This is a genomic window from Streptomyces sp. YIM 130001 (assembly GCF_003574445.1).
GTDB lineage: Bacteria > Actinomycetota > Actinomycetes > Streptomycetales > Streptomycetaceae > Streptomyces.
Map to the genome: position 1 here is coordinate 165748 of NZ_KZ984559.1, position 20219 is coordinate 185966.

The window sequence follows — 20219 nt, forward strand, 5'->3', positions numbered from 1 at the left end:
TGTGGGTTCCTACAGGTCAGGGACGGTCGGAAGCCTGTACGGACGCCCGGTAAACTCCGTACACGTGACTGCGAAGCCCCGTATCCCCAACGTCCTGGCCGGCCGCTACGCCTCCGCGGAGCTGGCCGACCTCTGGTCCCCCGAGCAGAAGGTGCGCCTGGAGCGGCAGCTCTGGCTCGCGGTCCTGCGCGCTCAGAAGGATCTCGGGATCGAGGTGCCGGACTCCGCCCTCGAGGACTACGCACGAGTGCTCGACACCGTGGACCTCGCCTCGATCGCGGAGCGCGAGAAGGTCACCCGGCACGACGTGAAGGCCCGTATCGAGGAGTTCAACGCCCTCGCCGGCCACGAACACATCCACAAGGGCATGACCTCCCGCGACCTCACGGAGAACGTGGAGCAGCTCCAGGTCCGGCTCTCCATGGAACTGGTGCGGGACCGCTCGGTCGCCGTACTCGCACGGCTCGGCAGGCTCGCGGGCGAGTACGGCGAGCTGGTGATGGCCGGCCGGTCGCACAACGTCGCGGCCCAGGCCACCACGCTCGGCAAGCGCTTCGCCACCGCGGCCGACGAACTCCTCGTCGCTCACGGCAGGATCGAGGAACTGCTCGGCCGCTATCCGCTGCGCGGCATCAAGGGCCCGGTCGGCACCGCCCAGGACATGCTGGACCTGCTCGGCGGGGACGCGGCGAAGCTGGCGGACCTGGAGCAGCGGGTCGCGGCACACCTCGGCTTCGCGCGGTCGTTCACCTCGGTCGGGCAGGTCTATCCGCGCTCCCTGGACTACGAGGTCGTGACCTCGCTCGTGCAGCTCGCGGGTGCCCCGTCGTCGCTGGCCAAGACGATCCGCCTGATGGCGGGCCACGAGCTGGTCACCGAGGGCTTCAAGCCGGGCCAGGTCGGCTCCTCGGCGATGCCGCACAAGATGAACACCCGCTCCTGTGAGCGCGTCAACGGCCTGATGGTGATCCTGCGCGGCTACGCCTCGATGACGGGCGAGCTCGCGGGCGACCAGTGGAACGAGGGCGATGTGTCGTGCTCGGTGGTACGCCGGGTCGCGCTGCCGGACGCGTTCTTCGCGCTCGACGGTCTGCTCGAGACGTTCCTGACCGTGCTCGACGAGTTCGGCGCGTTCCCCGCCGTGGTGGCCCGCGAGCTCGACCGGTACCTGCCGTTCCTCGCCACCACGAAGGTGTTGATGGGTGCGGTGCGCGGCGGCGTGGGCCGTGAGGTCGCGCACGAGGCGATCAAGGAGCACGCGGTCGCCTCGGCACTCGCGATGCGCGAGCAGGGCGCGGAGCGCAACGAACTGCTCGACCGGCTCGCCGCCGACGACCGCATCCCGCTCGACCGCGCCGGACTCGACGCCCTGATGGCCGACAAGCTGTCCTTCACCGGTGCCGCGGGCGCCCAGGTCGCGGCCGTGGTCGCCCGGGTCGAGGAACTGCTCAAGCAGCACCCGGAGGCCGCCGGCTACACCCCGGGAGCGATCCTCTGACCCGCCCCACTCCGCACGACCTCGAGGCCGCCCGCGACCGCATCGTCCCCGATGTGGCCGCGGGCGGGCTCCGTGTCCTGTTCTGCGGCATCAACCCGAGCCTGCTGACCGCGGCCACCGGCCACCACTTCGCCCGCCCCGGTAACCGGTTCTGGCCCGTACTGCACCGTTCGGGCTTCACTACGCGTCAGCTGCTCCCCGCCGAGCAGGAGGAACTTCTCTCGTACGGTCTGGGCATCACGAATGTGGTGGCGCGGGCGACGGCCCGCGCGGACGAGTTGGCGCCTGCCGAGCTCGTGGCCGGCGGCCGGGTACTCACCGGCACCGTGGAGCGGTTGCGGCCGACGTGGCTCGCGGTCGTCGGCGTCACCGCGTACCGCACAGCGTTCGCCGAACGGCAGGCGCAGATCGGGCCGCAGCAGACACGGATCGGTGGGAGCCGAGTCTGGGTGCTACCCAACCCCAGTGGGCTGAACGCCCGTTGGTCGCTGGACGCGATGTCCGAGGAGTACGGGCGGCTCCGAGAAGCGGCGGCACAGGAGTGGGCGCCGGCGTTCTCCACGGTCAGCCACACGGACTCAGGCATCCCTGCGGCGGAATGACCACCAGCCGGCGAGGACCGCGGTCAGGGACCACAGGGCGCAGACGGCGAGGCCCAGCCAGGGGCCGATGGTGCCGGACGGGTCCTGGTGCAGGATCAGTTGGCCCGCGCGGTCGGGCAGCAGGTCGGCCGCGGTCGACGACATGTCGCCGATCACGAAGGACACGATCAGGGTGAACGGGATGAGCAGGCCGAGTGTGGCGGCGCCGCTGCGCAGCAGCACCGTGAGGCCGGCCGCGAACAGGGTCATCAGGCCGAGGTAGATGCCGCCGCCGGTGCAGGCCCGGACCGCTCCGGGTGCGTCGAGCCCGATCGCGTAACTGCCCATGAAGAGCTGGCCGATGAGGAAACTGGCGTACGCGGTGACCAGGCCGGCCACGATGCCGAGCCCGGCGATCACCGCCATCTTGGACGCGTAGAGCAGACCGCGGCGCGGAACGGCACCGAGCGAGAGGCGCAGTGCTCCGTCCCGGTACTCGCAGGAGACGGCGGTCGCACCGAAGGAGATCGCGGCGATCTGGGCGAAGTTGAGGGCGTAGAAGGCGTTGAAGAGAGGTTCGGCGCCCGGGTTGTCGGCCTCGGCCCGGCCGACTGTCGGGAAGACGAGGAGGGTGACGGCGAGGGTCACTCCCACGACGCAGACCAGTGACGTGAGGCTGGCCCGCACCGATCGGATCTTGATCCACTCGGAGCGGAGTACGGCCTGGACGGACGTCCCCGCGGAGGCGGAGGCCGTGGCGGTGGCGGGCTCGGAGACGGCGGTCATGGCGGTGGTGCCTCCTCGGGTCATGTGCGGGCCTCCTGACGGCCGGCGGGCGTCCGGGCGGCGAACTCGGTGTCGTCCGCGGTGAGTGCGAAGTAGGCCTTCTCCAACGAGCCTTCTTCGTCGGCGAGTTCGAGTACGGGAACACCCTCGTGGGCGGCGATGGCGCCGACTTGTTCGGCGCGGACTCCGTCGACGAGGAGCCGGCCGCCCTCCCCGCGCTCGACGGCGTGTCCGGCGCGGGTGAGCGCGGCCTCGAGCCGGGAGCTCTCCAGGGCCCGCACGCGCACCCGCGGGCTGCTGTGCTCGTCGATGAAGGCCCGCATCGGGGTGTCCGCGAGCAGCCGTCCCCGGCCCAGGATGACCAGCTGGTCGGCGAAGGTCGCGGTCTCGTTCATCAGATGGCTGGACACCAGGACGGTTCGGCCTTCCGCCGCCAGCCGGCGTACCAGGTCGCGGATCCAGATGATGCCTTCCGGGTCGAGGCCGTTGGACGGCTCGTCGAGCATGACCACCTGCGGGTCGCCGAGCAGCGCGCCCGCGATGCCGAGGCGCTGGCGCATGCCGAGCGAGTACGTGCGGACGCGTTGTCCGGCCACGTCCGTGAGTCCGGCCTCGGCGAGGACCTCGTCGACGCGGGCGGCCGGGATGCGGTTGGCCGTCGCGAGGGCGAGGAGGTGGTTGCGTGCGGTGCGGGACCCGTGCGCCGCACCCGCGTCGAGCAACGCACCGACCACACGCAGCGGTTCGGGGATGGAACGGTAGGGGCGGTCGCCGACCGTCGCGGTGCCCGAGGTGGCGGTGTCGGTGCCGAGGACCAGGCGCATGGTGGTGGACTTGCCCGCGCCGTTGGGGCCGAGGAACCCGGTCACCTGCCCGGGATGCACGGTGAACGTCAGGTGGTCCACGGCGCGTTTCGCCCCGAAGTCCTTGGTGAGCTCCTGTACGTGGATGCTGGTCATGGGCCCATGTTCGCGGGCGCCGAAGGGCCACCGCTTCCCCCGCCGGTGGGGATCGTCTCCCCCGCCAGGGGGAGCAGTTCCGGGCGAACACGCTGGCAGGATGGCCGCATGCCCGCTCTGCTCGCCCCGCTGACCCGCGCCGTCACGTACACGCGCTGGCTGCACATGCTGATGAGCTCGGTGATCCCGGTCATCATCACGTTCGTGTATCCCGGGTGGATCGATCTGACGCCCGGTGAGTGGGCGATCATCCCGCTGCTGCCGATCCCGCTGCTCGTCCTCGCCGCGTACCTGTTCCCGGCGACCCGGCTCGCGGAGGGGCTGCAGGCGCGCCTGATGCTGCTGCCCGGTCCGCACTCCCGTGAGCGGGCGGACGCGGAGGGCGGGGAGCGGGTCGACGACATCGTGGCGGCGCCTTCGGTGTCGTGGCGGGACCGCGGGCGCACCGCCCTGTGGCTGGTGCTGCGGCTCGAAGTGGGCTGTGTGGTGGCCATGTTGAGCAGCCAGGCGTTCGCCCTCTCCCTCGACCTGATCGCCGCTGCCGCGGGCGACCGGGCGAACGCGGCGTCGGTCCTGCACCCGGCCGGCGAGCACTGGGCGTACGGCCTCCTGGTGCCGGTGCCGCCCCTTGTGCTCATCTATCTGATGGCCGGTGCGGGGGCCGCCATGACGGCTGCCGCGCGCCGGTTCCTCGGCCCTTCTCCGACCGACCGAGTCGCGGCTCTGGAGGCCCGTACCGAGTTGCTCCTGGAGCGCAACCGCATCGCACGGGAGCTGCACGACTCGATCGGGCACGCACTGACCGTCGCGGTCGTGCAGGCGGGTGCCGCGCGGGCGGCGGGCAGTCCGGAGTTCACCGGCCGTGCCCTGGACGCGATCGAGGAGACCGGCCGCGCGGCCCTCGATGACCTGGAACGCGTGCTGCGCGTACTGCGGGAGCCGTCGCCGCCGACGAGCCAGCAGCCGACCCTGGCCGATGCGCACGGTCTCCTGGACTCGGCGCGCACGGCGGGCGCCGATGTGCGGGCCGGCATCACGGGCCCGCTGGAGCGGGTTCCCGCTCCGGTCTCCCGCGAGGGGTACCGGATTCTGCAGGAGTCCCTCACCAATGTGCTGCGGCACGCCGACGGTGCTCCGGTACGGGTCCGACTCACGGTCCACGACGCGCTCCTGGAGATCGACGTCAGCAATCCGCTGCGCAGCCCGGGCGCGGACGGGAACGGCTCCGGCGGCAGCGGACTGCGCGGCATCCGCGAGCGGGCGGCACTGCTCGGCGGCCGTGCGACGGCCGGGCCCGAGGACGCCGACTGGCTGGTCCACGTGGAACTGCCGCTTGCCTGAAGGCGTCGGCGGCTCGGCGGACCACGCGGCGCGGGCGCCCGACGAGCGCCCCTAAGCTGTCCGACGTGTCGGTGACTGTGCTGCTCGTGGACGACGAGCCCTTGGTGCGTGCCGGGCTGCGTGCGGTCCTCGAGGCGCAGGCGGACATCGAGGTGGTGGGCGAGGCCGCGGACGGAGCAGCGGTGGTGCCGCTGGTGCGGCGGCTGCGTCCCGATGTCGTGGCGATGGACGTCCGCATGCCGCTGCTCGACGGGATCGAGGCCACCCGCGCGGTCCTGCGGACGGTGCCCGATCCGCCTCGCATCCTGGTGGTCACCACCTTCGAGAACGATGAGTACGTGTACCAGGCCCTGCGGGCCGGAGCCGACGGCTTCCTGCTGAAGCGGTCGCGGCCGGAGGAGATCGTGCAGGCCGTGCGCCTGGTGGCCCTCGGCGATTCGCTGCTCTTCCCGGCCGCGGTGCGCGCGCTCGCCGCCGAGTACGGGAACGCGGCGGCGCGTGCGGCCCTGGACCGTGCGGCGCTCACCGAGCGCGAGGCCGCGGTGCTGCGCCTGATGGCGCGGGGGCTGTCCAATGCGGAGATCGCCGCCGAGCTGGTCGTCGGCACCGAGACGGTCAAGTCGCATGTGAGCGCCGTACTGGCGAAGCTCGGGGCGCGGGACCGGACGCAGGCCGTGATCGCTGCTTACGAGTCCGGTTTCGTCGCGCCGGGCTGAGTACGGTCCACTTCCGCCGCCACCCGGCTCTCGCCGGACCACCGCGCTGCGAGTACGATCCGCCCATCACGCGGACGAGCTGGGAGGACGACGTTGGCGGGCCTGACCGGCGGAGATCCTTCCTTGCTGCGGCGGATCAATTCGGCCGTGGTGCTGCATGCACTGCGCGGTGCGGACTCCGCCTCCCTCACCGAGATCACCCGCAGCACCGGGCTGTCCCGGCCGACCGTCGAGGGCGTGGTGGACGGTCTCATGGGGGCGTCCCTGGTGGTCGAGGTGCCTGCCGAGGGCGGTACGGCACGCCGTCAGGGACGGCCGGCCCGACGGTTCCGCTTCCGGGCCGAGGCGGGACATCTGCTCGGCCTCGAGATCGGTTCGCACCGGGTCGCCGCGGTCGTCTCCGATCTGGACGGGCGGGTCATCGGTGCGGGGCAGAAGCCGGTCGACGTGACGGCTTCGGCCGACGAACGTATCGACCGGCTGCGCGCGGCGATCGCCGACGTGCTGCGCAGGACCGGGGTGTCGCGCGACTCGCTGCGCGCGGTCGGTGCGGGCAGTCCGGGGATCGTGGAGGCCGACGGGACCGTACGGCTCGGCACCGCGCTGCCCGGCTGGACGGGCCTGGCCCTGGGTGACCGGCTCCGGCGCTCGTTCGCCTGTCCGGTGTTCGTCGAGAACGACGCCAACGCGGCGGCTGTCGCCGAGCATTGGAAGGGTTCGGCACGGGACTGCGACGACGTGGTGTTCGTGCTCGCCGGGCTGAGTCCGGGCGCCGGGTCGCTGATCGGTGGCCGGCTGCACCGGGGATTCGGCGGCGCGGCGGGCGAGATCGGCGCGCTGCATCTGCTCGGCCGCGAAGTGACGCCCGAGACGCTCCTGTCCACGACGGACGAGCCGCTGCCGCCACTGGACGAGCAGGCCGTCACCGAGGTGTTCGCGCACGCCCGGGAGGGCGACGTCCGGGCCGCGGCGGCCGTCGAACGCTATATCCAGCGGCTGGTGCACGATGTGGCGGCCCTGGTCCTGGCGCTCGACCCGGAACTGGTCGTGATCGGCGGCTGGGCGGCCGGCCTCGACGGCGTACTGGAGCCGCTGCGGCAGGAGTTGGCGCGGTACTGCCTGCGCAGCCCCCGGGTCACGCTGTCACTGCTCGGTGAGGCGGCCGTTTCCACGGGGGCGCTGCGGCTCGCGCTCGACCATGTCGAGGCGGAGCTGTTCGCGGTGGAGAGCACCGTGACGGCGCGCCGCTGAGCGCCGCACCGCACGGCAACCGCGCCGGAGGGTCAGGAGGCCTGCGCCTGAGGGCTCGTGCCGTCGTGTATTTCCACGTCGCCGGAGTCGCCGAAGGTGAGGCGGCAGGTGTCGGCACGGTAGGTGGCCATCGACACGGCCGCGGTACGTCCCTGGGCGAAGTAGCGAGTGGTGACCAGGAGGACGGGGGCACCGGGGAGGCGGTCGAGCTCCTTGGCGTCGTCCGCGCGGGCCGAGGCCAGCTCGACCGAGCGGTCCTCGCCCTCCAGGTCGAGCCGCTGCAGCTCGCGGAGCACGGCACGCGCGCGTGCCGGTCCTGCGGGTGCGTCGATGCCGGAGAGTTCGGGGACGGCGGCCTCGGTGACGTAGAGGAGCTCGGCGGCTACGGGCTGACCGCGGCTGACCCGGGACCTGCGCACCAGGTGCACGGTCTGCGCGGGGTCCTCTTCGAGGAGGCGCGCGACGGCGACGGGTGCCAGGGTCTGCATGCAGTCGGCGGCGCGCCAGGCGTCGTCTCCGGTGCCCGGCCAGTTCTGCCGGGGCGATCCCAGGTCGACGCCCATCCGGGGCGGGGCAACGGTGGTGCCGACTCCGCGGCGTCGCTGCAGCCGGCCTTCGAGCTCGAGCTGCTCGAGTGCCTGACGCAGGGTGGCACGTGCGACACCGAAACGGGCGGCGAGGTCACGCTCGTTGGGCAGGATCTCGCCGACCGAGAACTCGGAGTCGAGTGCTTCCGCGAGGACGGTCTTGAGGTGCCAGTACTTCGGCTCCGGCACCGATTCCAGCTGCGTGGTCCCCACCCTGATCCTCCGCAATCGCCGTGTCCCGGCTCGGTTTTACGTGCCCTTGTTTATTAAAGGTTCCTGCACTATCCGCCGACGATAGGCCGGGCCCCCGGCTTGGTCAAGACCAATCCTCCGTCCGTTACGGAGCGCAGGCAGCCGGTGCCTCGATGTGTTCACACGTTGTTCGCGGCAGGCCATCGCGCTGAAATCTGCCTCTACGCGCGCGTGGCGGACGATGGCGGACGGCGTCCGGGCAGGAGGCGTCAACCTGGCACGGCCGGGGCCGAGTTCGGACGGGGGCTCGAGGCGTACGCGGCGTCGACCTCACCGGCGGCCGCCGCGCGCGGGGCCCTCAGACCGTGAAGGATGTGAGCTTGTCCGGGTTGCGGATCACGTAGACGCAGCTCACCCGGCCGTCGCGGACCTCGATCTGGAAGACCGAGTCGGGCTTGCCGGCGGACAGGACGAGGATGGCGGGCCCGCCGTTGACCTCGACGGAGCGGGTCTCGAAACCTTCGATCGACTGCCCGGAGACACCGCGCAGGAAACGCCCCACCTTGTCGGCGGACTCGATGACCCGGAGCGGAGCCTTGTGCTTGCCTCCGCTGTCGCCGACGAGGCGCGCGTCCGGGGCGAGCAACGACATCAGCCCGTCGAGGTCGCCCTCGACGGCGGCGGTGAGGAACCGTTCGGTCAGATCACGCCGTTCCACCGGGTTCACGTCGAAGCGTGGCTTGCGCTCCTGCACGTGCTTGCGGGCCCGGCCGGCGAGTTGACGTACTGCGGCCTCGCTGCGGTCCAGGGTGGTGGCGATCTCGGCGTACGGGTAGCCGAAGGCCTCGCGCAGCACGAACACCGCGCGCTCCAGCGGGGACAGCGACTCGAGGACGACGAGGACGGCGAGGGAGACCGAGTCCGCGAGGACGGCGCGCTCGGCCGAGTCCTGCACGGTGGGCCCGAAGTCGGTGACGATCGGTTCGGGCAGCCAGGGGCCGACGTAGGACTCGCGTCGGGCGGTGATCTGCCGGAGCCGGTCGATGGCCAGGCGTGTGGTCATCCGGACCAGGTAGGCGCGCGGTTCACGTACCTCCTCGCGGTCGGCGGACGACCAGCGCAGCCAGGCGTCCTGCACGACGTCCTCCGCGTCGGCGACGCGGCCGAGCATGCGGTAGGCGACACCGGTCAGCACGGAACGGTGCTCTTCGAAGACGTCGGTCGGAGTGTCCGTTGCCACGGTTCCATCCAAAGCCGCCACGGGCGCGGTGTCCAGGCGCCACGGGTGCGACACCGCGCACAGTCACGCCGGGACGGGCGTGCACGTACGTCTCTTCGCTCGGACTTTTGCCCGAACTGCCCCGATCCGCCGATGGATTGAACAGCCGGATCCAGTCAAGGGATACCCGTCGGTAACGGTTGCTGACAAACTGTCTACAAGACCGCCGCCCACGTCGAGGAGCAGCATGTCCACCACCGCTTTCCTGAGCATCGACACCCCCCACGGGCCCGAAGCGGTGTCCGTCGCCTACCACCGGGAGGGCTCGGGCGAGCCGTTGCTCCTGCTGCACGGGATCGGGCACCACCGGCAGGCCTGGGACCCGGTGCTGCGCATCCTGGCCGCCGAGCGGGACGTCATCGCCGTCGACCTGCCGGGGTTCGGGGAGTCGCCCGCGCTGCCGGACGCGGTGCCGTACGGCCTGCCGGAGGTGGGCACCGTGCTCAGTGCGTTCTGCGCCGAACTCGGGCTCGACCGGCCGCACGTGGCGGGCAACTCGCTCGGCGGCATGCTGAGCCTGGAGTTGGCGCGCAGGAAGCTGGTCCGCAGCGCCACCCTGCTCTCACCCGGCGGCTTCTGGACGCCGGGTGAACGCCGGTACGCGTTCGCCACCTTGCTCGCGATGCGCGGCGGCGCCCGCCTGCTGCCCGTGCCGGTGATCGAGCGTCTGGCCCGCACGGCGGCCGGGCGTACCGCCCTGACGAGCACCATCTACGCACGGCCGTGGCGGCGTTCACCCGAGGCGGTGGTGGCGGAGACCCTGGCGCTGCGGAACGCCACCGGATTCGATCTCACCCTCGCCGCCGGACGCGAGGTCGCCGGTGCGGCGACCGCCGAGGACGTCCCCGGAGTGCCCGTCACCATCGCCTGGGGAGAGCGCGACATGCTGCTCCCCCGCCGGCAGGGCGTGCGCGCCAAGCACGTCATCCCGTCCGCCCGCCTGATACGGCTGCCCGGCTGCGGGCACGTCCCGATGAACGACGATCCCGCGCTGGTCGCCCGCGTCCTGCTCGACGCGACCGCCGCCGCCTCGCTTCCCTCCCCGGCGAGCGAACACGCCTGACCCCAGGGCCACTCCGGCGCCGACCAGCGCGCTGCCCGCGGCCTGTGCCGCCCCGTACGTGCCCGTCCCGACGAGCGGGGCGGTGCAGGCCGCGGTGACCGGAATCAGCCCGGAGAAGAGCGTGGCGCGTTCGGCACCGATGCGCTGGATGCCCGCGTACCAGCAGACGAATCCCACCACCGTCACGACGAACGCCTGCCAGCCGAGCGCCGCGGCCTCCGCACCGGTCGGGAAGCGCAGCCAGCCGCCGCCGTCCGCGACGACACCCACGGCAGCGGATTCCAGCGCGGCCAGACCGCAGACGGTCGCGGACAGGAGCCGCGGCCCGAGCGGGCGCAGTACGGGCACCGCGAGTACGGCGAATCCGACCTCCCCGAAGAGCGCACCGGACGAGTACCCGATACCCGCCGCATCGGTACGCCCCCAGCCCTGGACGACGAACGCACCGATCGCCACCACGCTCGCGCCGATCAGCACCGTCCGGGCCGGGCGGCGCCCGTCGAGCATCGGCACCAGGACGGCGACGACGACGGGCGCGCAGCCGACGAAGACGCCGGGAACAGCCGGTTCCGCGGTGCGTTCGGCCGCGAGCACGGCCAGGTTGAAGCCGACCATGCCGACCGCGGCGAGGAGAAGCAGCCGGCCCCACTGTGCGACGGTGAGGCGGCGCAGGGTGGTGAGGCCGCGCCTCCCGCACATCGGCAGCAGGACGGCGCAGGCGAGGCCGTAGCGCAGGAACTGGCCGCCTCCGTAGGGATAGTCGCCGAGCACGCTGTTGGCGGTGAACGAGGCGCCGACCAGGCAGCAGGCGAAGGCGGCGAGCAGGGCTCCGCGCAGTGCGCCGCCGCCCGGGGCGGTGTCAGGGATCATGCACCCGACGCTAGGAACAGCGGCGGCCCGCTTTAAGGTCCACTTCCATGACGCCATCGGGGACCAATCCGCAGGCCGGTACGGGCCTGGAGCCGTCCGACGCGGCACCGGACGGCGCGGGCCGCGCGTGGACAGCCTCCTGGGAGCTGCTGCTGCCTGCCGCGCGGGCACCGGCACGCGCGCGTGGCCGCACCTTGCAGGAGGCGCTGCGGGAGTCCGTGCGGTCGGGGCGTCTCGCCCCGGGTACCCGGCTGCCGTCCAGCCGTGAGCTGGCCGCCGACCTCGGAGTGTCACGCGGTCTGATCACCGACGCCTACGAGCAGTTGACGGCGGAGGGCTATCTGCGGGCCGGCCGGGGCGCAGGTACGTGGGTCGGCGAGGCGGCGCGCGCGGGTCGGCCCGCGGCGGCCGTCGACCGCGCGCCGCGCCCGGACGCGCGGGTGGACTTCCTGCCGGGCGTCCCCGATCTGTCGCTGTTCCCGCGGGCCGCCTGGGCGTCGGCGCACCGCGAGGTGCTGGCCGAACTCCCGCACCAGGGCCTCGGGTACCCCGACCCGCGTGGGCTTCCGCGGCTGCGTACGGCGATCGCGGAGCTGCTGACCCGGCGGCGCGGGGTCGTCGCCAGTCCGGAGCGGGTGATCGTCTGCTCCGGTGTGGCACAGGCGATGGCACTGGTCGGTGCCGTGCTGCACGCGCGCGGGGAACGTGCGGTGGCCGACGAGGATCCGGGCAGCCCGGAGCACGCCCAGCTGATGGCGGCCGCGGGCCTGGACACCGCCCACGTGCCGATGGACGGGGAGGGCGTCTCGGTGCACCGGCTGCGCGAGACCGGCGTGCGGACGGTCGTAACCACGCCGTCCCACCAGTTCCCGGCCGGCATCGCCTACTCCGCACGGCGGCGGGCCGAACTCCTCGACTGGGCACGCTCGGTGGACGGCCTGGTCGTCGAGGACGACTACGACGGCGACTTCCGCTACGACCGCGATCCGGTGGGCGCACTGCAGGGTCTCGACCCGGAACGGGTGGCCTACACGGGGTCGGTGAGCAAGTCGCTTGCGCCCGGGCTCCGGCTCGGCTGGCTGCTCGTACCCGAGTCCATCGGCGAGGCGGTCGTCGCGCGCAAGCGACTGCTCGACCTGGGCAATCCGGTGATCGACCAGGAGCTGCTCGCGCGCTTCCTGCAACGCGGCACCTACGACCGCCACTTGCGCCACTGCCGCCGCGTCTACCAGGAGCGGCGCAATGCGCTCGTGGACGCCTTCCGCCGGTGCTTCCCCGGTGCCGAGCTCTCCGGGATCGCCGCCGGACTGCACGTCGTCGTACGCCTTCCGGCGCGGTACGGGCCCGAACCGGTGTTCCTGGGCCGTGCGGCGGCGGCCGGGATCGCGCTGCGGCCGCTGAGCAGCTGCACGCAGGAGCCGGACCGGGACGGTGCGGTCCGGCTGATCGTGGGCTATGCCCAACTGCCGCCCGCGCGGCTGCAGGAGGGAGTGCGACTGCTGGCCGGTGCGGTGCGGTGAGCCCTTCCGGCGCTCCCTGCACTTACGGTGCTTCCGGTGCGGCTCAGGTGTTGGTCCACGCGCGCGTGCACAGCACGAGGCGGTATCCGTCGGGGTCCTGGACAGTGACGCCCCACTCGTTCCAGTACGGGTTCGGGGAGGTCACCCGGGTGCCGCCGTGCTCCTCGAGCCGGGCCAGGAGGGCCTCGGGCACCGCCCCGTCGAAGTACAGGACCAGGAGGTCCTCTTCGGTCGGCCGGGGTTCGACGAGGGCATGTTCCTGGTGGGTGAGTTCGAGGTGCCAGTCGGCGTCGGGCGCGCCCACCATGAGCAGGTCGTGCTCACCCGGGCCCCCGGATCCCGTGGTCCGGTAGAGGACTTGGAGACCGAGGCCGCCGGTCCAGTAGCGCTCGGCGGCCTCGAGGTCGCGGGAGGGCCGGGCGATCCGCAGGTGGCGCTGTCCGATGTCGTACACGGGCTCCCGTTCCTGGCTGCGGTGCGCCGGGGGGGGGGGCAGGTGGCCGGGCCCGGCGCCGGATTTGCATGGCGTCGTCGAGCGTAGGCAGCGGGCGCGGGGCGGGACATCGGGCGTTCGTCCTGGTCCCCGTGGGTTGAGGTACGGGCCCGTGGGCGTAGGACCCTTCGCGGGGGCGACGTCGCGGGCGGGCGCGCCTCAACAGTGAGCGCCGGGCAGGGTACGGTGCGGCGGGTTCCCCTGGGGGCATGCCAGTTGTTCACTGGGGGTTCGCACGATGGCTGTGAGGCACGAGTAGGTGTGTGACCGCACACCAGCCGGTTGAAGTCTCTGGAGGCGTATCGATGTCAGACCGTCTGCCGCACTCGGCCCCGGGCCGCCGTTCCGTACTGCGCGGTTCCGTCGCCGCTTCCGCGGCGGTCGCCCTGCCCGCGCTCGGCGGCGCGGCCGCTCCGGCCCTCGCACGGTCGGGCCGTCCCGGCGCCGACTGGGGAGTGCAGGCCGGTGACGTCACCGCGCACTCGGGTCTGGTCTGGGTCCGCTCCGACCGGCCCGCCCGGATGATCGTCGAAACCTCGGCCACCGAGTCGTTCAAGAACAGCACGACCTGGCGCGGACCGCTGCTCGGCCCCGGCACCGACTTCGCGGGCACGACCCGGCTGCGCGGGCTGCCGGCCGGCGAGCAGATCCACTACCGGGTGGTACTCGCCGACCCGGACGATCCGCGGCGCACCGGCCGCCCGGTCACGGGTACCTTCCGCACCGCCGAGCGCGGGCGCGGCAAGGGCGCGCGCTTCGTGTGGTCCGGCGACATCGCGGGGCAGGGCTGGGGCATCAACCCGGACCGCGGGGGTTACCGGATCTTCGAGGACATGCGGCGTCTCGACCCGGACTTCTTCCTGTGCAGCGGCGACACCATCTACGCGGACGGGCCGATCGAGTCCAGTGTCACGCTGCCCGACGGGCGGGTGTGGCGGAACGTCACGACGGACGAGAAGGCGAAGGTGGCGGAGACGCTCGCCGAGTTCCGCGGCGCCTTCCGCTACAACCTGCTCGACGAGAATCTGCGCCGGTTCAACGCCCAGGTCCCCGGCATCGTCCAGTGGGACGACCACGAGGTGTGCAACAACTGGTATCCGGGCGAGATCCTGGACGACGAGCGGTACACGGAGAAGGACGTGGACGTGCTCGCGGCCCGTTCGCTGCGCGCCTTCAGCGAGTATTTCCCGGTGTCGTCGCTGTCCCCCGGCGCCGGCGGGCAGGACACCGACGGACGGATGTACCGGGTGGTGCGGCACGGCCCGCTGCTCGACGTCTTCGTGCTCGACATGCGCACGTACCGCAACGAGAACTCGCCCGGGCGCGGGACCGACGACCCGCAGGGCATCCTCGGTGAACGTCAACTCGCTTGGCTCAAGCGGGAGTTGTCACGTTCGCGGGCGGTGTGGAAGGTGATCGCCTCCGACATGCCGCTGGGGCTCGTCGTCCCGGACGGCGACACGGACTTCGAAGCCGTGGCGCAGGGCGACCCGGGTCAGCCACTGGGGCGTGAGCTGCAGATCGCCGAGCTGCTGCGCCACATCAAGCGCCGCCGGATCACCGGCACGCTGTGGCTGACGACGGACGTGCACTACACCTCGGCCCAGCACTACGAGCCGGACCGGGCGGCGTTCCAGGACTTCGAGCCGTTCTGGGAGTTCGTCTCGGGACCGCTGGCGGCCGGCGGCTTCCAGGCGCTGAAGCTGGACAAGACATTCGGTCCGCGGCAGGCGTTCATCAAGGCGCCGGACCGTGCGAACACGTCGCCGATGGAGTCGCCGCAGTACTTCGGCGAGGTGGACATCGACGGATCGAGCGGGGAGCTCACCGTACGGCTGCGGCAGGACGGCGGCGGCGAGGTGCTCTTCAGCAAGACGCTGGAGCCGGGGCGGGTCGGTCAGTAGGGCGATCGCTGCGGGTATCACCTGCCGTGCGGAGTGGACGTACGGCAGGTGCGAGCCACCCCGAACCTCAGCTCGCGGACGCAAAGGGGACAGGTGGTTCATTGATCAACGGAAGGGGCAGATGGGCTCTTAACCGATCAGACACAGAGCGTTTGTGATCACGCAACACCGGTCGTCCAGAGTGCTCGCATGACCCGAAAAATCGACAACGCCCGAGCGCGGAGCGCGAAGCAGGCCCGCCACACCCACCACCACTGGCGGCGCGACCTGGTGGAGCTCGCGGCCCTGTTCACCGCGGTCGCGGTGGCGGACACCATCGCGAAGACCATCGTGAACGGTCCCGACGGGCCCGTCCTGCTCGTCGCCTCCGCCGTCGCCCTGCTCGCCACGGCCGGCTTCCACACATGGTGGTCACGACACCACGGCCACGCACCGCCGCCGGGCGATACGGGCGCCCCGCGGACCGCGGGGACGACTGGGCGCGAGGAGCCGCAGGCATCAGCCATCGGCACCACGACCGCGGTAACCGGACGCCCGCAGCCGGAACTGTCCGACAAGGCGCTGTGGCGGATGCGTACCACCGTCCGGGACGAGCCGGGTTCACTGGCCGCCCTGTGCGCGGCACTCGCCTCCATCGAGGTGGACATCCTCAGCCTGCAGACGCACCCGCTCGCCGACGGCACGGTCGACGAGTTCCTGCTGCGGGCACCCGCGGACCGGCCGGCCGCGGAGCTGACCGCAACGGTGTCCCGCGCCGGCGGCACCGGCACCTGGATCGAGCGTGCCGACGCCCACGACCTGGTGGACGCCCCCACCCGCGTCCTGGCGCTGGCCACCCGCACCGCACTGGACGCCGCGGAACTCCCGCTGGCGCTCAGGCAGTTGCTCGGCCGCTGCAGCATCAGGTCGCTTCCCGGGCAGTCACCGACCGGTGCCCGTACGAACCGGGAGTCCGCGCCGGTCGAGGGTGTGCTCGAGGGCACCCTGATGCGGTTGCGCGACCCCGCGGGTGGAACGCTCACCGTGGAGCGGGCCCATCTCCCCTTCACACCCACCGAGTTCGCCAGGGCGCGTGCCCTGGTCGAGCTCGACGCGCGGCTCGGCCCGCGCATCCCCCGCAGCCAGGACGTCCTCACACTGCCCGAGGGCAACTCGATCACCGTGCAGCGGGCCGGCACCGATGACCTCGACGCCGCCCGGGCGCTGCACCAGCGCTGCTCGAAGCGGACCCTGAGCCTGCGCTACCACGGCCCGGGCGGTGACGCGGACCGCTACCTCAACCACCTGCTCAGCCCCCGCTTCGGCCGCACCCTCGCGGCCCGTACCGCCTCCGGTCGCATGGTCGCGCTCGGCCACCTGCTCTGGGACGGTGACGAGACGGAGGTGGCGCTGCTCGTCGAGGACGACTGGCAGCGGCGCGGCATCGGCCGGGAACTCCTCGGCAAGCTGGTCGCTCTGGCCCTGGAGACGGGCAGTACGAGCGTGTACGCGGTGACCCAGGCGCAGAACACCGCCATGGTCGCCTCGATGCGCGCGCTCGAACTGCCCCTCGACTACCAGGTGGAGGAAGGCACCCTGGTGATCACGGCCCGCCTCGCGCCGGTCACGGACGCTGACGCGGGCGGGATCGTCGGCGGTACGGACGCGGCCGCACCGGCCGCCACCGAAGCGGTCGCGGTCACCCGGCAGTCCGGCTACGAGGACGCACGGTCCCTGCCCGGGTCGGCTCCGCGGCGCTGAGCGCCCGGTCCAGGTCGTCCCACAGGTCGTCGACGTCCTCCAGGCCGACCGACATGCGAAGGAGCCGGTCCCCCACCCCGGACGACCTGCGGTCGCCCGCGTCGACGATGCGGTGGCTGATCGAGGCGGGGTGCTGGATGAGGGTGTCGACGCTGCCGAGACTCACCGCCGGGGTGATCAGCCGCACCGCGGCGATCACCTCGTGCGGGTCCCCGGCGGTCTCGAAGGCCACCATCGCGCCTCCGATCCGCGGGTAGTGCACCCTGCCCACCCGAGGGTCGTCCCGCAGCCGCCGCACCAGCTCCACGGCGGTCTCGGAGGCGGCCCGCATCCGTACGGGCAGCGTGGAGAGTCCGCGCAGCAGCAGATAGCCGGCGAACGGATGCAGCACACCGCCGGTCGCGAACCGGACCTGCCGCAACTTGCGGGCGAACTCCTCGGTGCAGGCGACCACTCCGCCGAGTACGTCACCGTGCCCGCCGAGGTACTTGGTGGCGCTGTGCAGCACCAGGGTGGCGCCGCTCCCGGCGGGCCGCTGCAGCACCGGTGTGGCGAAGGTGTTGTCGGCGAGCAGCGGCACCGAGCCGCAGGAGTGCGCCACCGCGCGCAGATCGACCTCGGCGAGGGTGGGGTTCGCCGGCGACTCCACGACGACGAGGCCGGTGTCGGGCCGGATCGCGTCGGCGATCCCCGCCGGGTCGACCCAGGTCACCTCGGTGCCGAGCAGGCCTGCGTCGAGGAGGTGGTCGCTGCAGCCGTAGAGCGGACGTACCGCGACGACGTGCCGCAGGCCCATGGACCCGCGGACGAGCAGGACGGCGCTGAGCGCGGCCATGCCGCTGGCGAAGGCGACGGCGCTCTCGGTGCCCTCCAGTCGGGCGAGCGCGGTCTCGAAGCGGCCGACGGTGGGGTTGCCGAGCCGGGCGTAGACCGGTGGGCCGTCGTCGAGCGCGCCCTCGGCAGCGAAAGCGTCGATGCGGGCGGCCTCGCCGCGGCTGTCGTACGAGGGGTAGGTGGTGGACAGGTCGAGCGGCGGGGCGTGCAGTCCGAGTCCCGCGAGGTCTTCGCGGCCGGCGTGCACGGCTTCGGTGGCCAGGGCCCTGGGAGTGGTCGGGGCGGCGTGGTCGGTGTCCATGTCCGTGTCCATGGAGAGAACGGTGAGCCCTGTCCGGTGTGAACGGGGATGCGTCCGCGCTATGTTCGGCGGATGAGCGAATCCGTCGTACTGGACCCGGTGGATCTGCAGATCCTCTGTCTGCTGCAGAACGATGCCCGGACGACCTACCGCGACCTCGCGGCACAGGCGGGCGTCGCACCGTCCACCTGCCTGGACCGGGTGGCGAGGCTGCGCCGGTCCGGCGTGATTCTGGGACACCAACTGCGCCTGGATCCGGCGAAGTTGGGCCGCGGCCTGGAGGCACTGCTGTCGGTGCAGGTGCGGCCCCACCGCAGGGAGCTCATCGGCCCTTTCGTGGAGCGGATGAGGGCGCTGCCGGAGTCCCGCGCGCTGTTCCATCTCACCGGCCCGGACGACTACTTGGTGCATGTCGCGGTGACGGGTACGGCCGATCTGCAGCGTCTGGTGATCGACGAATTCACCTCGCAGCGCGAGGTGGCGCGGGTGGAGACCCGGTTGATCTTCCAGCAGTGGGACTGCGGTCCGCTACTGCCCTGAGCGAAGCGAAACGACGCATTCCGGCAGCGAAATCCGGTGACGTGAGAGACCTGCGCGTAAGAGGATGTCCGCATGTCAGACACCACTGAGAGCCCATTGCCCCGCCAGGTGGCCGACGCCTACGTCGACGACCTGATCGCCCTCGATCCCATCACCGGTACGTTCCTCGGAGTCGCGGAGAGCTCGTCGCGACTGCCCGATCTCTCCCCGGCGGGCTCTCGCCGGTGGGCCGAGCTGGCCCGTACGACGCTGGAGCGCCTCACGGCCGCGGAGCAGGCCCCGGGCGGTGACAGCGATGTGGAGCGGCGCTGTGCCCGGCTGCTGCGCGAGCGTCTGACCGCCGAACTGGCCGTGCACGAGGCGGACGAGGATCTGCGCGCGGTCGGCAATCTCTCCTCCCCCGCCCACTCGGTGCGCGAGGTCTTCACCGTCACCCCGACCGCGACGGACGAGGACTGGGCGGCCGTGGCCGAGCGGCTGCGCGCGGTACCCGCGGCCCTCGAGGGCTACCGGGAGTCCCTCACCCTCGGCCTGGAGCGCAAGCTGTACGGCGGCCCGCGGGCCACTGCGACCTTCGTCGGTCAGTTGACCGAGTGGGCGGGTACCGACGGCGGCTGGTTCGACGACTTCGCGGCCGCGGGGCCGGACTCCCTGCGGGGCGAGCTCGACGCTGCCGCCGCCGAGGCGACCGAGGCGGTGCGCACGCTGCGCGACTGGATGCGCGACGTGTACGCGCCCGCCGTGGAGGGGCAGCCGGACATCGTGGGCCGCGAGCGCTACGCCCGCTGGTCCCGCTATTTCAACGGCACCGACCTGGACCTCGACGAGGCCTACGCGTACGGCTGGTCCGAGTACCACCGCATCCTCGGCGAGATGCGCACCGAGGCGGAGAAGGTGCTGCCCGGCGCGGCCACGCCGTGGGAGGCGCTCAAGCACCTGGACGAGCACGGCACGCACATCGAGGGCGTCGACGCGGTCCAGGAATGGCTGCAGGGCCTGATGGACGAGGCGATCGAGACACTCGACGGCGAGCACTTCGAACTCGCCGACCGGGTACGGAAGGTGGAGTCGCGGATCGCCCCGCCCGGCGGCGCCGCGGCGCCTTACTACACACCGCCGTCGGAGGACTTCGCACGGCCCGGCCGCACCTGGCTGCCCACGATGGGCGACACCCGCTTCCCGGTGTACGACCTGGTGTCCACCTGGTACCACGAGGGCGTCCCCGGTCATCATCTGCAGCTGGCGCAGTGGGTGCACGTCGCCGACGACCTCTCCCGCTACCAGGCCTCGATCGGCATGGTGTCGGCGAACGCGGAGGGCTGGGCGCTCTACGCGGAGCGCCTGATGGACGAGTTGGGCTTCCTCACGGACGCGGAGCGGCGGCTCGGCTACCTGGACGCGCAGATGATGCGTGCGGTGCGGGTCATCGTCGACATCGGCATGCACCTGGAGCTCGAGATCCCGGACCACTCGCCGTTCCACCCGGGCGAGCGCTGGACTCCGGAACTGGCTCAGGAATTCTTCGGCCGGCACAGCGGCCGACCGGCCGACTTCGTGGAGAGCGAGCTGACCCGCTATCTGTCGATGGCCGGTCAGGCCATCGGCTACAAGCTGGGTGAGCGTGCCTGGCTGCTCGGCCGGGAGAACGCCCGGCGGGCGCACGGCGACGCCTTCGACGCCAAGCGCTGGCACATGGCGGCCCTCTCCCAGGGCTCCCTCGGCCTCGACGACCTGGTCGAGGAACTGTCCAAGCTCTGACCGTTC

Annotated in this window: 17 protein-coding genes and 1 pseudogene; 11 read left to right on the forward strand and 7 right to left on the reverse strand. The window is 72.1% G+C overall.

Features of this window, described 5'->3' with window-relative positions; all coding sequences use genetic code 11:
• Positions 1-64: 64 nt before the first annotated feature.
• Both purB and mug read left to right on the forward strand, forming a co-directional pair.
• Positions 65-1498, forward strand: coding sequence for an adenylosuccinate lyase (gene purB, locus DSC45_RS21930; RefSeq protein WP_119293582.1), 1434 nt, complete (start codon positions 65-67; stop codon positions 1496-1498).
• Positions 1495-2100, forward strand: a complete 606-nt coding sequence (gene mug, locus DSC45_RS21935) for a G/U mismatch-specific DNA glycosylase (RefSeq protein WP_119293584.1) — start codon at positions 1495-1497, stop codon at positions 2098-2100. The genes purB and mug overlap by 4 nt, the downstream gene beginning before the upstream one ends.
• Here the strand turns inward: mug and DSC45_RS21940 are convergent.
• Both DSC45_RS21940 and DSC45_RS21945 read right to left on the reverse strand, forming a co-directional pair.
• Positions 2077-2865 (reverse strand): ABC transporter permease, encoded by a 789-nt coding sequence (locus DSC45_RS21940; RefSeq protein ID WP_119293721.1) that lies wholly within the window; start codon positions 2863-2865, stop codon positions 2077-2079. The genes mug and DSC45_RS21940 overlap by 24 nt on opposite strands.
• Before the next feature lie 20 nt (positions 2866-2885).
• Positions 2886-3824 carry an ATP-binding cassette domain-containing protein gene (locus DSC45_RS21945; RefSeq protein WP_119293585.1) on the reverse strand — a complete coding sequence of 313 codons (939 nt, stop codon included), beginning with the start codon at positions 3822-3824 and terminating at the stop codon, positions 2886-2888.
• A 108-nt stretch (positions 3825-3932) separates the two neighbouring features.
• Here DSC45_RS21945 and DSC45_RS21950 point away from each other — a divergent pair, with 108 nt between their 5' ends.
• The 3 genes from DSC45_RS21950 to DSC45_RS21960 all read left to right on the forward strand — a co-directional run bounded on the left by DSC45_RS21950 (position 3933) and on the right by DSC45_RS21960 (position 7132).
• Positions 3933-5165: a sensor histidine kinase gene (locus DSC45_RS21950; protein WP_119293587.1), complete on the forward strand. Its 1233-nt coding sequence runs from the start codon at positions 3933-3935 to the stop codon at positions 5163-5165.
• Between the two features lie 65 nt (positions 5166-5230).
• Positions 5231-5881, forward strand: a complete 651-nt coding sequence (locus DSC45_RS21955; protein ID WP_119293589.1) for a response regulator transcription factor — start codon at positions 5231-5233, stop codon at positions 5879-5881.
• A gap of 93 nt (positions 5882-5974) precedes the next feature.
• Complete coding sequence (locus DSC45_RS21960; RefSeq protein ID WP_119293591.1) at positions 5975-7132, forward strand: ROK family protein; 1158 nt, start codon at positions 5975-5977, stop codon at positions 7130-7132.
• Positions 7133-7164: 32 nt separating this feature from the next.
• Here DSC45_RS21960 and DSC45_RS21965 read toward each other — a convergent pair whose 3' ends face one another.
• The gene (locus tag DSC45_RS21965) at positions 7165-7932 is read right to left on the reverse strand and encodes a GntR family transcriptional regulator (RefSeq protein ID WP_119293593.1); all 768 of its coding nucleotides are present in this window, start codon (positions 7930-7932) and stop codon (positions 7165-7167) included.
• Between the two features lie 337 nt (positions 7933-8269).
• The gene (locus DSC45_RS21970) at positions 8270-9151 is read right to left on the reverse strand and encodes an RNA polymerase sigma-70 factor (RefSeq protein ID WP_119293595.1); all 882 of its coding nucleotides are present in this window, start codon (positions 9149-9151) and stop codon (positions 8270-8272) included.
• 226 nt (positions 9152-9377) lie between these two features.
• On the opposite strand from DSC45_RS21970, the gene DSC45_RS21975 reads away from it, so the two are divergent.
• A complete protein-coding gene (locus DSC45_RS21975) occupies positions 9378-10253 on the forward strand; it encodes an alpha/beta fold hydrolase (RefSeq protein WP_119293597.1) in 876 nt (291 codons plus the stop codon).
• A 15-nt stretch (positions 10254-10268) separates the two neighbouring features.
• Here DSC45_RS21975 and DSC45_RS21980 read toward each other — a convergent pair.
• Positions 10269-11180, reverse strand: a pseudogene (locus DSC45_RS21980) (DMT family transporter); the annotation flags it as partial.
• On the opposite strand from DSC45_RS21980, the gene DSC45_RS21985 reads away from it, so the two are divergent.
• Positions 11171-12643: a MocR-like pyridoxine biosynthesis transcription factor PdxR gene (locus DSC45_RS21985; RefSeq protein ID WP_119293599.1), complete on the forward strand. Its 1473-nt coding sequence runs from the start codon at positions 11171-11173 to the stop codon at positions 12641-12643. The pseudogene DSC45_RS21980 and the gene DSC45_RS21985 overlap by 10 nt on opposite strands.
• A 43-nt stretch (positions 12644-12686) precedes the next feature.
• Here the strand turns inward: DSC45_RS21985 and DSC45_RS21990 are convergent, their stop codons facing one another.
• Positions 12687-13097 (reverse strand): VOC family protein, encoded by a 411-nt coding sequence (locus DSC45_RS21990; RefSeq protein ID WP_119293601.1) that lies wholly within the window; start codon positions 13095-13097, stop codon positions 12687-12689.
• A 344-nt stretch (positions 13098-13441) separates the two neighbouring features.
• Here DSC45_RS21990 and DSC45_RS21995 point away from each other — a divergent pair, with 344 nt between their 5' ends.
• Both DSC45_RS21995 and DSC45_RS22000 read left to right on the forward strand, forming a co-directional pair.
• Complete coding sequence (locus DSC45_RS21995) at positions 13442-15040, forward strand: alkaline phosphatase D family protein (RefSeq protein WP_119293603.1); 1599 nt, start codon at positions 13442-13444, stop codon at positions 15038-15040.
• A gap of 189 nt (positions 15041-15229) precedes the next feature.
• A complete protein-coding gene (locus tag DSC45_RS22000) occupies positions 15230-16780 on the forward strand; it encodes a GNAT family N-acetyltransferase (protein WP_119293605.1) in 1551 nt (516 codons plus the stop codon).
• On the opposite strand, the gene DSC45_RS22005 is transcribed toward DSC45_RS22000, so the two are convergent.
• Positions 16719-17927, reverse strand: coding sequence for a trans-sulfuration enzyme family protein (locus tag DSC45_RS22005; protein WP_119293607.1), 1209 nt, complete (start codon positions 17925-17927; stop codon positions 16719-16721). The two genes, DSC45_RS22000 and DSC45_RS22005, sit on opposite strands and share 62 nt — an antisense overlap.
• Positions 17928-17987: 60 nt before the next feature.
• Between DSC45_RS22005 and DSC45_RS22010 the strand changes: the two genes are divergently transcribed.
• Together DSC45_RS22010 and DSC45_RS22015 are read left to right on the forward strand one after the other, a co-directional pair.
• On the forward strand, positions 17988-18455 hold the full coding sequence (locus DSC45_RS22010) for an Lrp/AsnC family transcriptional regulator (RefSeq protein ID WP_119293609.1): 468 nt from the start codon (positions 17988-17990) through the stop codon (positions 18453-18455).
• A 72-nt stretch (positions 18456-18527) separates the two neighbouring features.
• Complete coding sequence (locus DSC45_RS22015) at positions 18528-20213, forward strand: DUF885 domain-containing protein (RefSeq protein ID WP_119293611.1); 1686 nt, start codon at positions 18528-18530, stop codon at positions 20211-20213.
• The last annotated feature ends 6 nt before the right edge of the window (positions 20214-20219 follow it).

Bases quoted from the DNA above. Each gene is read 5' to 3' on its own strand.
- DSC45_RS21940 (WP_119293721.1), bottom strand. From the start codon at position 2,865: ATGACCGCCGTCTCCGAGCCCGCCACCGCCACGGCCTCCGCCTCCGCG.
- DSC45_RS21945 (WP_119293585.1), bottom strand. From the start codon at position 3,824: ATGACCAGCATCCACGTACAGGAGCTCACCAAGGACTTCGGGGCGAAA.
- DSC45_RS21950 (WP_119293587.1), top strand. From the start codon at position 3,933: ATGCCCGCTCTGCTCGCCCCGCTGACCCGCGCCGTCACGTACACGCGC.
- DSC45_RS21975 (WP_119293597.1), top strand. From the start codon at position 9,378: ATGTCCACCACCGCTTTCCTGAGCATCGACACCCCCCACGGGCCCGAA.
- DSC45_RS21985 (WP_119293599.1), top strand. From the start codon at position 11,171: ATGACGCCATCGGGGACCAATCCGCAGGCCGGTACGGGCCTGGAGCCG.
- DSC45_RS21995 (WP_119293603.1), top strand. From the start codon at position 13,442: ATGTCAGACCGTCTGCCGCACTCGGCCCCGGGCCGCCGTTCCGTACTG.
- DSC45_RS22000 (WP_119293605.1), top strand. From the start codon at position 15,230: ATGACCCGAAAAATCGACAACGCCCGAGCGCGGAGCGCGAAGCAGGCC.
- DSC45_RS22005 (WP_119293607.1), bottom strand. From the start codon at position 17,927: ATGGACACGGACATGGACACCGACCACGCCGCCCCGACCACTCCCAGG.
- DSC45_RS22010 (WP_119293609.1), top strand. From the start codon at position 17,988: ATGAGCGAATCCGTCGTACTGGACCCGGTGGATCTGCAGATCCTCTGT.
- DSC45_RS22015 (WP_119293611.1), top strand. From the start codon at position 18,528: ATGTCAGACACCACTGAGAGCCCATTGCCCCGCCAGGTGGCCGACGCC.